Raw genomic sequence first — 14030 nt, forward strand, 5'->3', positions numbered from 1 at the left:
AGCAAACCCGGGGAACTGAAACATCTCAGTACCCGGAGGAAAGGACATCAACCGAGACTCCCGTAGTAGTGGCGAGCGAACCGGGACCAGGCCAGTGCTGTCGTGACATAAAGCTGAACGACTTGGAAAGGTCGGCCATAGTGGGTGATAGCCCCGTAAGCGTCAAATAGCGACAGACTCGAGTAGGGCGGGACACGTGAAATCCTGTCTGAACATGGGGGGACCACCCTCCAAGCCTAAGTACTCCTCAATGACCGATAGTGAACAAGTACCGTGAGGGAAAGGTGAAAAGCACCCCGACAAGGGGAGTGAAACAGATCCTGAAATCGGAAGCCTACAAGCAGTCGGAGCCACCGCGCGTGGTGACGGCGTACCTTTTGTATAATGGGTCAGCGACTTCATGTGCCGTGCAAGCTTAAGCCGTTAGGTGTAGGCGCAGCGAAAGCGAGTCTGAATAGGGCGAATAAGTACGTCGCATGACGACCCGAAACCAGGTGATCTATCCATGAGCAGGTTGAAGGTAAGGTAACACTTACTGGAGGACCGAACCGGTGAATGTTGAAAAATTCTCGGATGACTTGTGGATAGGGGTGAAAGGCCAATCAAACCTGGACATAGCTGGTTCTCCGCGAAAACTATTTAGGTAGTGCCTCGGACGTATTCCTTGGGGGGTAGAGCACTGAATGGATGCGGGGGGAGCGATCTCTACCAATTCTAATCAAACTCCGAATACCCAAGAGAACTATCCGGGAGACACACGGCGGGTGCTAACGTCCGTCGTGAAAAGGGAAACAACCCTAACCATCATCTAAGGCCCCCAAGTTCTGGCTAAGTGGGAAACGATGTGGGTTTGCTTTGACAACCAGGATGTTGGCTTAGAAGCAGCCATCATTTAAAGAAAGCGTAACAGCTCACTGGTCAAGCGAACCTGCGCGGAAAATGTAACGGGGCTCAAGCCAGACGCCGAAGGTATGGGTGTGCGTAAGCACGCGGTAGCGGAGCGTTCCGTAAGCCGGTGAAGGTGAGGCGTGAGCCTTGCTGGAGGTATCGGAAGTGAGAATGCTGACATGAGTAGCGATAAAGAGTGTGAGAGACACTCTCGCCGAAAGCCCAAGGGTTCCTGCGTAAAGCTAATCTGCGCAGGGTTAGTCGGCCCCTAAGGCGAGGCCGAAAGGCGTAGTCGATGGGAATCAGGTGAATATTCCTGAACCAGTTGGAAGTGACGGATCTGGTAAATTGTCTAGGCTTATTGGATTGCTCTGGGCAGTGAACAGGTCCCTGGAAATAACTCCAACGGAGACCGTACCCGAAACCGACACAGGTGGGCAGGTAGAGTATACCAAGGCGCTTGAGAGAACTATGCTGAAGGAACTCGGCAAATTGCACGCGTAACTTCGGGATAAGCGTGACTCTTATTTGGGCAACCAGATAAGAGTGGCACAGGCCAGGGGGTAGCGACTGTTTATCAAAAACACAGGGCTCTGCGAAGCCGTAAGGCGACGTATAGGGTCTGACGCCTGCCCGGTGCCTGAAGGTTAAAGGGAGTTGTGCAAGCAGCGAACTGAAGCCCAGGTAAACGGCGGCCGTAACTATAACGGTCCTAAGGTAGCGAAATTCCTTGTCGGGTAAGTTCCGACCTGCACGAATGGCGTAACGACTTCCCCACTGTCTCCAGCATAGGCTCAGCGAAATTGAATTCCCCGTGAAGATGCGGGGTTCCCGCGGTCAGACGGAAAGACCCTATGAACCTTTACTGCAGCTTCGCCTTGGCGTTAGCAACAACATGTGTAGGATAGGTGGGAGGCTATGAAACTTGGGCGCCAGTTCGAGTGGAGCCATCCTTGAAATACCACCCTTATTGTTGTTGACGTCTAACCGCGGCCCGTTATCCGGGTCCGGGACATGGCGTGGCGGGCAGTTTGACTGGGGCGGTCGCCTCCCAAAGTGTAACGGAGGCGCGCGATGGTGGGCTCAGACCGGTCGGAAATCGGTCGTCGAGTGCAATGGCATAAGCCCGCCTGACTGCGAGACTGACAAGTCGAGCAGAGACGAAAGTCGGCCATAGTGATCCGGTGGTCCTGCGTGGAAGGGCCATCGCTCAACGAATAAAAGGTACTCTAGGGATAACAGGCTGATTTTGCCCAAGAGTCCATATCGACGGCAAAGTTTGGCACCTCGATGTCGGCTCATCACATCCTGGGGCTGGAGCAGGTCCCAAGGGTTCGGCTGTTCGCCGATTAAAGTGGTACGTGAGCTGGGTTCAGAACGTCGTGAGACAGTTTGGTCCCTATCTGCCGTGGGTGTACGAGACTTGAGAGGATCTGTCCCTAGTACGAGAGGACCGGGATGGACACACCTCTGGTGGACCTGTCATGGCGCCAGCTGTGCAGCAGGGTAGCTAAGTGTGGACTAGATAACCGCTGAAAGCATCTAAGCGGGAAACTAACCTCAAAACAAGGTCTCGCTGAGAGCCGTGGAAGACCACCACGTTGATAGGCCAGGTGTGGAAGCGCTGTGAGGCGTGTAGCTTACTGGTACTAATAGCTCGATAGGCTTGATCGTTCTTCAGCCAAACCTATGCAAACGCTCTTTGTAGCTAAACATTCGATGTCTTCTTCAACTTGATATAACCAGTGCTCAAAACTACGAGCACTGCATGCATCCTTTTTGCTGACCTGGTGGCTATGCCGGGGGTTCCCCACCCGATCCCATTCCGAACTCGGTCGTTAAGTCCCCCTGGGCCAATGGTACTTCGTCTCAAGGCGCGGGAGAGTAGGTCGCCGCCAGGTCCGCTAAAAGGATGCACTTCAAGTCAATCAAAGTCCAAATCCCTACCTTGCGATCAAATCACTACCCTCTTCGCCGCGGGGTGGAGCAGCCCGGTAGCTCGTCAGGCTCATAACCTGAAGGTCACAGGTTCAAATCCTGTCCCCGCACCCAAGATCGCTCATTTGGGCTTGTCTCTAGCTCGAGTTGGGTCATCATCGACCCAAGCTGAAGCTGTGTTTCCGGTTGCAGATCGCGCCGGAAGCGAAAATTTCTGCATTTACCGCATCGTTCTTCGAGAATCTCCGTTCAAATCCCATGGCGCGATCCTTTGATTTGCGTCATGAGATGCTATGGAAGGCGCGGGTCGGCAACTGGCCCACGAAAGAGGTTTTTGAGGATAAGATGGCGAACGGTGTCGTTAAGTGGTTCAACCCGGCCAAGGGCTTTGGCTTCATTCAGCCCGAGGACGGCGGCCAGGACGTGTTCGTCCACATCGCCGCGGTTGAACGCTCGGGCCTGGCTGGCCTGAACGAAGGCGACCAGGTCGCCTATGAACTCGAAGAAGATCGCCGCTCGGGCAAGACCTCGGCCGGCAACCTGCGCGTCACCGGCCAGGGCGCGGCCCCGGCGGCTCCGCGTCGCCCGGCCGCTCGCGGCTTCGACTCGCCGCGCGGTGGCTATGATGCCCCCCGCGGTGGCGGCTACGGTGGTGGCGGCGGCGGCGGTGGCGGCGAAGCCGGCACAGGCGTCGTGAAGTGGTTCAACACCACCAAGGGCTTCGGCTTCATCCAGCCCGACAACGGCGGTGGCGATGTGTTCGTGCACATTTCGGCTGTCGAGCGTGCTGGTCTGCGCGGCCTGAACGAAGGTCAGCAGGTCGGCTACGAATTGGAGCAGGACCGCCGCTCGGGCAAGACCTCGGCCGGTAATCTCCGGATCCTCTAAGGACATCGAGCCCGGCAGGCTGCGCACGGCGCGTTCTGCCTCAAGCTCTCTCCGAACAAGGGCCCCGGCGTTGGCCACTGACATCCGCAAGGGTGCTGGTGGCTGACGTCGGGGCCTTTTTTCGTCTGAACGCCTGCCGGCTTTCCGCCCTGATGGCGTCATCAGGCCCGTTCTGCACCCGGGCTGGGTCGAGATGCCAGGACCGCATCGCCCCATCACCCGTGTCAGGCGGTTCAGACTGCGCCCTAACCGTTCGCGGCGCGCTCGGCCGCGGCCTGATTGACCGCCAGGGCCGTGATATTGACGATGCCCCGGGCCGTCACGCTCGGCGTCAGCACGTGCAGCGGACGGCTCATGCCGAGCAGGACCGGACCGACCAGCAGGCCTTCGGTCGCCGCGCTGAGCAGGGTCAGGGCAATATTGGCGGCATCCAGGGTCGGCATGACCAGGAGATTGGCAGAGCCCTTGAGCGCACTGTCATGCACCAGGCGATCCCGCAGGGCCTGGGAGAGGGCGGCATCGGCATGCATTTCGCCATCGACTTCGAGCTCGGGCGCCTGCTCCCGGACAATGGCCAGGGCATCGCGCATCTTGCGGGCGGTCGGTGAGTTGCTTGCCCCGAAGCTGGAGTGGGACAGCAGGGCGGCCTTGGGGGTCAGGCCGAAACGCCGAACCGATTCCGCCGCCAGCAGGGTCATTTCGGCCACCTGCTCGGCGGTCGGATCAACATTGACGTGGGTGTCGCAGAAGAACAGCGTGCCCCTGTCGAGAATCAGGGCCGAGAGGGCATAGATCCGGTCGACATTTTCCTGCTTGGGAATGATCGGCAGGACATAGGTCATGTGCTGCCACCAGTCGCCCGAGCCGCCGACCAGGGCAGCGTCTACATGGCCGGCCTGCAGCAGCATCGAGGCCGACACGGTCCTGCGATTGGTCACCCGGCGCTCGGCGGCCAGGGGCGGGATGCCGCGACGGCTGACCAGGCCCTGATAGCGATCGACCAGCGGCGCAAACAGCGCCGTGTCGGCGGCAGGATCGAGAATCTCGACGCGATTGTCGAAATCGAGGCGCAGGCCCATGTCGGTGGCCTTGGCGATGATCGCCTCACGACGACCGATCAGCACCGGCTGGGCCAGGCCTTCGTCCAGAACGGTCTGGACAGCGCGCAGCACGCGCTCATCCTCGGCCTCGGCATAGGCCACCCGAATGGTCGAAGCCTTGGTCGCCTTGCGGGCCCGCTCGAAGACCGGTCGCATCAGCTGGCCGGAGCGATAGACGAACAGCTCCAGTTCCTGCCGGTAGAGGTCGAAATCGGCGATCGGACGGGTGGCGACCCCGGAGTCCATGGCGGCCCGAGCGACGGCCGGGGCGATCTGCAGGATCAGGCGCGGGTCGAAAGGCTTGGGAATGATGTACTGCGGCCCGAACATCGGCGCGATACCGCCATAGGCACTGGCCACGACTTCGGAGGCCGCGGCCCGGGCCAGCTCGGCTATGGCCTCGACGGCCGCGACCTTCATGGCCTCATTGATTTCCGAGGCCCCGACATCCAGGGCACCCCGGAAGATGAAGGGGAAACACAGGACATTATTGACCTGGTTGGGATAGTCGCTGCGGCCGGTGGCCATGATCGCGTCAGGGCGGGCGGCGACGACCAGTTCCGGCAGGATCTCCGGCTCGGGATTGGCCATGGCCAGGATCAGGGGATTGGGGGCCAGCAGCGGCAGCCATTCGGGCTTGAAGACGCGCGGGGCGGACAGGCCCAGGAAGATGTCGGCCCCGGCCAGCACTTCTGACAGGGTGCGGGCGTCGGTATGGCGGGCATAACGGGCCATGTTGTCGAGCATGTCGGGATCACGGCCCGCATGCACCACGCCCTTGATGTCCGTCAGGGTCACGTTCTCGACGGGCAGTCCCATCGAGACCAGAAGATCGACACAGGCCAGGGCCGCAGCCCCGGCGCCTGACGTCACCAGCTTGACGTCCTTCAGGGCCTTGCCCTGGACGAGCAGGGCATTGCGAACGGCGGCGGCGCAGACGATGGCGGTACCGTGCTGGTCGTCATGAAAGACCGGGATCTTCATCCGCTCGCGCAGCTTGCGCTCGATGATGAAGCATTCCGGGGCCTTGATGTCCTCCAGATTGATGCCGCCGAAGGTGGGCTCCAGAGCCGCGACCACTTCGATGAACTTGTCGGGATCTTCCGCGTCGACCTCGATGTCGAAGACGTCGATGCCGGCGAACTTCTTGAACAGGACGGCCTTGCCTTCCATGACCGGCTTGGAGGCGAGGGGACCGATATTGCCCAGGCCGAGGACGGCCGTGCCGTTGGAGATGACCGCCACCAGATTGCCGCGGGCCGTATAGTCACGGGCCTTGTCGGGATCAGCCGCGATCGCTTCGCAGGGTGCGGCGACGCCGGGGGAATAGGCCAGGCCGAGGTCGCGCTGGGTGGCCATGCGCTTGGTGGCTTCGATCGCCAGTTTTCCGGGCCGCGGCAGACGGTGATAGTCCAGAGCGGCTTTGCGGAAATCCTCGTCCATCGTGTTCCTCTTGGCGTCTGCGCGGAGCATCTGGGCGCGACCCGTCTTGTTTGCGGGCCGTCCGGGTCTTGCTACCGGGGTTGCGCCGGCATTGCCAACCCTATGCGCGAGATGGGGCGGTTTTCTGCAATAGCGGTAACTTTCAACGGTTTGAACGCGGGCTCTGGTAAGTAATAAATCTATTATATAATGCCTCTCTGGCGAGCACTGACCGCATGGTTCCTCAGCGGCCGGGCCGGGCTTGTCCGGTTCCGCCCTGAAGCTCTGGACAGGGCGCGCGGGCGGGCCGAGCATCGGCAGCGCGCAAGAGAGGGCAGGGCATGACCGGACTGACGACCCATATCCTCGACCAGGCGTCCGGCCGCCCGGCGGCCGGGGTTCTGGTCCGGGTGTCGCGCCGCCAGGGCGAGGTGCCCATGCCTCTGGCCGAGGTCCGCACGGACCAGGACGGTCGGGCGCGCCTCATCGCGTTCGAAGACCTGACGGTCGGCGGCTATCGCCTCGAGTTTTCCATCGGTGCCCATTTCGCCGCGACAGGCGCAGCGGTGACGACCCCGCCCTTCCTCGACGTGGTCGTGATCGATTTCGCCGTTTCGAACACCGACCAGCACTGGCATGTGCCCCTGCTGGTCTCGCCCTATGGCTATTCGACCTATCGGGGCAGCTGATGGGCGAGCCCGAGAGTCAGGCGACGATCCGCTTTCTCCTGAACGGCCAGGTCCAGGTGGTCCGGGATGTGGATCCGACCCGCACCGTGCTGGAGCACCTGCGCGGCGATCTGCGGCGGACCGGCAGCAAGGAAGGCTGCGCGGAAGGCGACTGTGGCTCCTGCACGGTCCTAGTCGGCGAGCCGGACGGCGAGACGGTCAGCTGGCGCGCGGTCAACAGCTGCATCCAGTTCCTGCCCATGCTGCACGGCAAGGCACTGGTGACGGTCGAGGGCCTGGCGAAGGACGGCGGGCTGCATCCCGTGCAACAGGCTATGGTGGACCAGCACGGCTCACAGTGCGGCTTCTGCACGCCGGGTATCGTCATGTCGCTCTACGCCAAGGCGGTGTCGGCCAAGGGCACCAACGCGCCATCGGCCGAGGTGCTGGCAGGTAACCTGTGCCGCTGCACCGGCTATGGTCCGATCCTCGAGGTCGCCAGGGCGGTCGAAGCGGAGGCCGCGCCGGTGGTCGATCTGTCCGCCGTGGGCGACGGGACCCTGCTGGACCTGTCGTACGACGATCCTGTCCAGGGCGTGACCCGGCGCTGGCTGGCACCGCGCTCGCTGGACCAGTTGGCGGCAGCCTTCGTCGCTCATCCCGACGCAACGATCATCGCCGGTGCCACCGATGTAGGCCTGTGGGTCACCAAGCTTCGCCGGCCGTTGAAGACCCTGATCGACATCGGCCAGGTCGCCGAGCTGAAGCGGATCGAGCCTCGCGAGAGCGGTGTCTGGATCGGGGCGGGCGTCCGCTATGTTGATGCCATGGCGACGCTGGGGGGGCTCTATCCGGAGCTGGGCGCGATGATGCGACGGCTCGGATCGACCCAGGTGCGCAACAGCGGCACCCTCGGCGGCAACATCGCCAACGGTTCGCCGATCGGCGACATGCCGCCAGCCCTGATCGCGGCTGGCGCGACCCTGGTGCTGAACCAGGGCGGTGAGCGGCGGCAGATCCCGCTGGAGGCCTTCTTCCTCGATTATGGCCAGCAGGACAGACGGCCCGGCGAGTTTGTCGAGGCGGTGATCGTGCCGACGCCCGCGCCCGAGCTGGTCTTCAAGGTTTTCAAGCTCTCCAAGCGGTTCGACCAGGACATTTCGGCGGTCTGCGGTGCCTTTGCCCTGAGGATGGACGGCGGTGTCGTGACCTCGGCCCGGATCGCCTTCGGTGGCATGGCCGGCACGCCCCGGCGGGCGAGCGGCTGCGAGGCGGCCCTGATCGGCCAGCCGTGGTCCGAGGCCACGATCGAGGCCGCCATGGCTGCCCTCGATGGCGACTATGCGCCGCTCAGCGACATGCGGGCCTCGGCGGCCTATCGGTCGCTGGCGGCCAGGAACATGCTGCGCAAGGTCTTCATCGAGACCAGCTCGCCGGACCTCGTCACCCGTGTCGAGCCGGAGAGCGCCCATGGCTGACGCCTCTGCATCCGCGCCGATCAAACCCTTTCAGGGTGTCCACGCCTCGCTGCCGCATGACAGCGCCGTGCGTCATGTCGCCGGCACGGCCATCTATATCGATGACCTGGCCGAGCCGGCCGGCATGCTGCATGTCCATATCGGACTGAGCGCCAGGGCCCATGCCCGGATCACCGCGATGGACCTGTCGGCCGTGAGGTCCGCGCCGGGCGTGGTGCTGGTCCTGACCGCGGACGAAATTCCCGGCGAGAATGATGTCAGCCCGGTGATCCACGACGACAAGCTGTTCGCCACCGACACCGTGACCTATGTCGGCCAGAGCCTGTTCGCCGTGGCCGCGACCTCGCTGGCCGCCGCCCGCGCGGCCGCCGCCCGGGCTGTGGTGACCTATGAGGATCTGCCGGCCGCGATCGATATCGCCGCCGCGCGAACGACAGGCCTGACCCTGGAAAACAGCCAGCGCATGGCGCGCGGTGATGCGGCCGCCGTCCTGACGGCCTCGCCCCGCCGGTTGCAGGGCCGGTTCGTTATCGGTGGCCAGGACCACTTCTATCTCGAGGGGCAGATCGCCCTGGCAACCCCGGGAGAGACCGGCGAGGTCCACGTCTGGTCATCCACCCAGCATCCCAGCGAAGTGCAGCATCTGGTGGCTCGCGTGCTGGATCTGCCGCAAAGCGCCGTAACGGTCGAGGTGCGCCGGATGGGCGGCGGATTCGGCGGCAAGGAGACCCAGGCCTCGCTCTTTGCTGCAGCGGCCGCCCTGGTGGCCGTGAAGACCGGCCGTGCGGCCAAGTGCCGTCCCGACCGTGATGAAGACATGATCATGACCGGCAAGCGGCATGATTTCGAGATCGCCTATGATGTCGGCTTCGGCGATGACGGCGTCCTGAGCGGGATTGCCCTGGACCTGGCCTCGCGTTGCGGTGCGACCACCGACCTGTCGATGGCCATCAACGACCGGGCCATGTTCCATGCCGACAACTGCTATTTCCTGCCGGCGGTCGAGATCGTGTCGCACCGGTTCCGCACCCACACCGTCTCCAATACGGCCTTTCGGGGGTTTGGCGGTCCGCAGGGCATGATCGCCATCGAGCGGGTCATGGACGCGGTGGCCCAGGCCACGGGTCTTGATCCGCTGGAGGTGCGCCGCCGCAATCTCTATGGCGAGCCCGGCCGTGACCTGACGCCCTATCACCAGACCGTTGAGGACAATGTCGCGCCTCAGCTGTTGGCCGAACTGGCAGCGTCCTGCGACTACGAGGCCCGCCAGCGCCAGATCGACGCATTCAATGCCGCCAGCCCGATCCTCAAAAAGGGCCTGGCCCTGACGCCGGTCAAGTTCGGCATCTCGTTCACGACCACTCATCTGAACCAGGCCGGGGCCCTGATCCATCTCTATGCCGACGGTTCGATCCTGCTGAACCATGGCGGCACTGAAATGGGCCAGGGGCTGTTCACCAAGGTGGCCCAGATCGTCGCCGAGGCTTTCCAGGTCGATATCGCGCGGGTCCGCTCGACCTCGACCGTGACCGACAAGGTGCCCAATACCTCGGCCACGGCGGCCTCTTCGGGGACGGACCTGAACGGCATGGCGGCGCTCGATGCTGCCAATACGATCAAGGCCCGCCTGGTTGAGTTCGCCGCGAAAAAATGGGCCTGCGCCGAGGCCGAGGTTGCCTTTACCCGGCAAGGGCTCAAGGCCGGCGATGCGCTGATCCCGTTCGAAGACCTTTGCCGCCAGGCCTATCTGGCGCGGGTCTCGCTGTCCTCCACCGGCTTCTACGCCACGCCCAAGATTCACTATGACCGCGCCACCCATAGCGGCCGCCCCTTCTACTACTTCGCCTATGGCGCGGCCTGCAGCGAAGTGATCATCGATACCCTGAGCGGCGAGATGAAGGTGACGCGGGTCGACATCCTTCATGATGTCGGCCAGTCGCTGAACCCGGCTCTCGACCTGGGCCAGATCGAGGGCGGCTTCATTCAGGGCATGGGCTGGCTGACTACCGAGGAGCTGGTGTTTGATCGTGAAGGGCGGCTGCGAACCCACGCGCCCTCGACCTACAAGATTCCGACGATCGGCGACCGACCGGCCCAGATGGACATCCGGCTGTGGGCGGCCGGCCGCAATGTCGAGGCCACCGTCCACCGCTCCAAGGCCGTGGGCGAGCCGCCCCTGATGCTGGCGATCTCGGTGTTTTCGGCCATTACCCGAGCGGTGGCCAGCGTGGCGGACCACAGGGTCATGCCGCGCCTGGACGCCCCGGCGACGCCCGAAGCCATCCTGATGGCGGTCGAGGATGTGAAGCGGCGGGCGGCAGCCCATGGCTAACTGGGCACGCGCCGCCCTGGCGCGGATCGATGACAATGACGCCGCGGCCCTGGTCACCGTCCTGGCCACCGAGGGCTCGGCCCCGCGTGAGGCGGGCACCAAGATGGTCGTCTGGCAGGGCGGCCAGTCCGGCACGATCGGTGGCGGCAATCTGGAACACCAGGCGGCCACCCAGGCCCGCAGGATGCTGAGCGAATCCCAGGCCAGCTTCGCGATCCAGGACTATCCGCTGGGTCCGCTGCTGGCCCAGTGCTGCGGCGGGCGCGTGCGGCTGCTGATCGAGCGGGTCGAGGCGGCCAGTCGCGACTGGCTGACCGACGCCGCCCGCCGCATGGATGCAGCCCAGCCGTTCGAGCTTCGAACGCGCTTTGATCCCGGTCTGCTGGTCAAGACCATCGTTGCGATTGGCTCGGTTTCCGAGGGGCCGATCGTCAGCTTCGCGGGCGGGCAGGCCTCGGCCCGGGGCGTGCGGCCCGACGTCGGCGACCAGCTTGTCGAGCGCAACGAAGCCCCGCGACCGCCGTTGTTGCTGTTCGGGGCCGGCCATGTCGGACAGGCCGTCGCCCTGGCCTTCGCGCCCCTGCCGTTCCGTCTCTCCTGGTTCGACAGCCGGCCCGAGGCTGCCGACCATGCGGGGGTCACGCGGCTGGATCCGGACGGCATGGCGGAGGCTGCCCGGACGGCCGGCGGACAGGCCTTTGGCCTGATCATGACCCATGACCATAGCCTGGACTATGCCCTGGCCTCGGCCGGACTGGCGGGCGGCGGCTTTGCCTATCTGGGCCTGATCGGCTCACGGACCAAGCGCGCCCGGTTCCTCAACCGCTTGCGTGCGGACGGCTTTTCGGACGCCGCGCTGACCCGTCTGACCTGTCCGATCGGCCTGCCGCACCTGAAGAGCAAGGCCCCGGAGGTGATCGCGGTTTCGGTGGCCGCCGACCTGCTGATGCGCCTGGAGGCGGCCCGCGTTTCCAATGACGAGGACCTGCCCCGTGCAAGCGTTTAGGGCGTCGATCCTGCATCTGCTGGGCGATCCGACGACCAGTGACGAGGCGGTCGCCTTCCATGCCGACGGCCTGCTGCTGGTCGAGGACGGCCATGTGGTGGCCTGCGGTGACCATGACGCCCTGCGCGACCTGCTCGGCGATACGCCGGTCGAGGACTTGAGCGGCAAGCTGATTACGCCTGGCTTCATCGACACCCATATCCATTTCCCGCAGGTCGACATCATCGCAGCCCATGGGGCCCAGCTGCTGGACTGGCTGGAACAGCACACCTTTCCGGCCGAGGCCGCCTTCGCAGATCCGGCCCACGCCGCCGAAACGGCCGAGTTCTTCGTGCGCGAACTGCTGCGCAACGGCACGACCACGGCCCTGGTGTTCGGCTCGGTCCACAAGGGTTCGGTGGAGGCCCTGTTCCGGGTGGCCCAGGCCCGCGACATGCGGCTGATCGCCGGCAAGTCCCTGATGGATCGCCATGCGCCCGAGGGCCTGACCGACACGGTCGAGTCCAGCCGCGCCGACATGGAAAGCCTGATCGCCGACTGGCACGGCAAGGGACGGCTTGGCTATGCGGTCACGCCGCGCTTCGCCATCAGCTGCAGTGAGGCCCAGCTGACCATGGCCGGCGAGGTTCTCGCCGCCCATCCGGGGGTCTGGATGCAGACCCATCTCTCCGAAAACCCGCGCGAGATCGCGGAGACGGCGGCCCTGTTTCCCGAGGCCGCGGACTATCTTGATGTCTATGACCGCTTCGGCCTGCTGGGCCCGCGCTCGGTCTTCGCCCACTGCGTCCACCTGCAGGGTGAGGCGTTTCAGAGACTGGCGGACAGCGGCGGGGCGGTGGCCTTCTGTCCGACCTCGAACCTGTTTCTCGGCTCGGGCCTGTTTCCGCTGGAGACCGCCTGCGCCCATGGGGTCAAGGTCGGGATCGGCACCGATGTCGGGGCCGGCACCTCTTTCTCGATCCTCCACACCCTGGGCGAGGCCTACAAGGTCGGCCAGTTGCGCGGCTCGGCCCTGGATCCGTTCCATGCCCTTTATCTGGCGACCCTAGGTGGGGCGCGGGCCCTGGATCTGGGCGACCGGATCGGCAATCTGGCACCGGGCAAGGAGGCCGACTTCCTGGTGCTGGACCTTGCGGCTACCCCGCTGCTGGCGCGGCGTCTCGCGGGCGACCGCAGCCTTGAGAACCGGTTGTTCGCCCTGACCGTGCTCGGCGATGACCGGGTGGTGGAGCGAACCTATCTGGCCGGCGTCGAGCAGCATCGACGGTAGGGGCGGGAAGGCCTATCCTCATGACTTGCCCCCTACGGGCCGCTTCGCAGGTCAGGAGGGGGCTTGCGGCACTGGCCGAGGTTAGGCCCGCATCGTCTCGGCATAGAGCTTCAGCAGCCCAGCCTCGTCCACCGCCACGGTGACGGCCTGGATCGGCAGGTCGTCCCAGGCTGACGGCCCGAACAGTTCGCCTTCGGCCTTCTGGCAGGTCTGGCCGAGGGCGATGCCCTCGGTGACCACGCGCACCGAGCCGCGCCGTACCGAAAACAGCGACGGATCGATCACATAGGCCGCCGCCGCCGCGTCGTGCACGCAACAGCCGACCACTCCGTCTCGCTCGCCATAGAAGGCGGCATAGGGCTTGGAGATGGCGTTCAGGAACTGGCCCGCCGGGCCGGCTGACGCCTCCAGGGCATCCATATAGGTCGGCGACATTACCACCTGGGTCGTGACGTCCAGGCTGACTGCGGTCAGGGGCCAGGGGGCGGTGAAGACCTGGTCGGCGGCCTCGGGATCGTTCCAGATATTGGCTTCGGCGACCGGCGTGACATTGCCGGGCTTGCCGGCCAGGCCGAACGCCCCGCCCATGATCACCACGGCCTTCAGCAGCCGGGTGACCTCAGGGTCGGCCTGCAGGGCCAGGGCCAGGTTGGTCAGGGGGCCGACAGCGACCAGGGTCACTTCGCCGGGATACTGTCGCGCGATGTCGATGATGGCCTGATGGGCCGGCTTGGCTTCAGGCTGGGCCGGAACAAGACCTGTCAGCTCCACGTCGCCCAGACCGTTCTCGCCGTGCACGAAGGTGGGCGAGGGGTTGCGGGGGCGGGTCAGCGGCTTTTCGGTGCCCTTGTAGATCGGTGCCGTCAGGCCGAAACGCTGCTTCAGATAGAGCGCGTTGCGGGTCGTGGTCTCGATGTCGGCATTGCCGTAGATCGTGGTGATGGCCAGCAGGTCGAGGTCTGGGCTGGCCTCGATGAACAGCAGGGCCATGGCATCGTCGATGCCGGGATCAGTGTCGAAAATGATCTTGTGCGTCATGG

The 14030-nt window shown here is 64.3% G+C and carries 8 protein-coding genes, 1 tRNA gene, 2 rRNA genes and 1 pseudogene (1 of these 12 running past the window's edge); 10 read left to right on the forward strand and 2 right to left on the reverse strand.

Annotated elements, in window-relative coordinates; translation table 11 throughout:
- From AQ619_RS04405 to AQ619_RS19320, 5 genes and pseudogenes are all read left to right on the forward strand, one after another.
- Window positions 1-2562: ribosomal RNA gene (locus AQ619_RS04405) — 23S ribosomal RNA — on the forward strand; it begins 224 nt to the left of the window's first position.
- A gap of 112 nt (window positions 2563-2674) precedes the next feature.
- A 5S ribosomal RNA gene (rrf, locus tag AQ619_RS04410) occupies window positions 2675-2789 on the forward strand.
- A 74-nt stretch (window positions 2790-2863) separates the two neighbouring features.
- Window positions 2864-2940 (forward strand) — tRNA-Met (locus tag AQ619_RS04415).
- Between the two features lie 231 nt (window positions 2941-3171).
- Window positions 3172-3375: pseudogene (locus AQ619_RS19315) on the forward strand (cold-shock protein); the annotation flags it as partial.
- Window positions 3376-3519: 144 nt separating this feature from the next.
- The gene (locus AQ619_RS19320) at window positions 3520-3714 is read left to right on the forward strand and encodes a cold-shock protein (RefSeq protein ID WP_035017693.1); all 195 of its coding nucleotides are present in this window, start codon (window positions 3520-3522) and stop codon (window positions 3712-3714) included.
- A 245-nt stretch (window positions 3715-3959) separates the two neighbouring features.
- Here AQ619_RS19320 and AQ619_RS04425 read toward each other — a convergent pair whose 3' ends face one another.
- Window positions 3960-6257 (reverse strand): NADP-dependent malic enzyme, encoded by a 2298-nt coding sequence (locus tag AQ619_RS04425; RefSeq protein ID WP_062144801.1) that lies wholly within the window; start codon window positions 6255-6257, stop codon window positions 3960-3962.
- A gap of 320 nt (window positions 6258-6577) precedes the next feature.
- Between AQ619_RS04425 and uraH the strand changes: the two genes are divergently transcribed.
- The 5 genes from uraH to guaD are packed head-to-tail and all read left to right on the forward strand — an operon-like array spanning window position 6578 to window position 12990.
- Window positions 6578-6925: a hydroxyisourate hydrolase gene (gene uraH / locus AQ619_RS04430; RefSeq protein WP_062144803.1), complete on the forward strand. Its 348-nt coding sequence runs from the start codon at window positions 6578-6580 to the stop codon at window positions 6923-6925.
- The gene (xdhA, locus tag AQ619_RS04435) at window positions 6925-8382 is read left to right on the forward strand and encodes a xanthine dehydrogenase small subunit (protein WP_062144804.1); all 1458 of its coding nucleotides are present in this window, start codon (window positions 6925-6927) and stop codon (window positions 8380-8382) included. The genes uraH and xdhA overlap by 1 nt, the downstream gene beginning before the upstream one ends.
- Window positions 8375-10714 carry a xanthine dehydrogenase molybdopterin binding subunit gene (xdhB, locus tag AQ619_RS04440; RefSeq protein WP_062144806.1) on the forward strand — a complete coding sequence of 780 codons (2340 nt, stop codon included), beginning with the start codon at window positions 8375-8377 and terminating at the stop codon, window positions 10712-10714. Before xdhA ends, xdhB begins: the two co-directional genes overlap by 8 nt.
- The gene (xdhC, locus tag AQ619_RS04445; protein ID WP_062144809.1) at window positions 10707-11720 is read left to right on the forward strand and encodes a xanthine dehydrogenase accessory protein XdhC; all 1014 of its coding nucleotides are present in this window, start codon (window positions 10707-10709) and stop codon (window positions 11718-11720) included. The genes xdhB and xdhC overlap by 8 nt, the downstream gene beginning before the upstream one ends.
- Window positions 11707-12990, forward strand: coding sequence for a guanine deaminase (gene guaD, locus AQ619_RS04450; RefSeq protein ID WP_062144812.1), 1284 nt, complete (start codon window positions 11707-11709; stop codon window positions 12988-12990). Before xdhC ends, guaD begins: the two co-directional genes overlap by 14 nt.
- Window positions 12991-13071: 81 nt before the next feature.
- Here the strand turns inward: guaD and AQ619_RS04455 are convergent, their stop codons facing one another.
- Complete coding sequence (locus AQ619_RS04455) at window positions 13072-14028, reverse strand: nucleoside hydrolase (RefSeq protein ID WP_062144815.1); 957 nt, start codon at window positions 14026-14028, stop codon at window positions 13072-13074.
- Between the last annotated feature and the right edge of the window lie 2 nt (window positions 14029-14030).

This window comes from Caulobacter henricii, assembly GCF_001414055.1.
Classification (GTDB): domain Bacteria; phylum Pseudomonadota; class Alphaproteobacteria; order Caulobacterales; family Caulobacteraceae; genus Caulobacter; species Caulobacter henricii.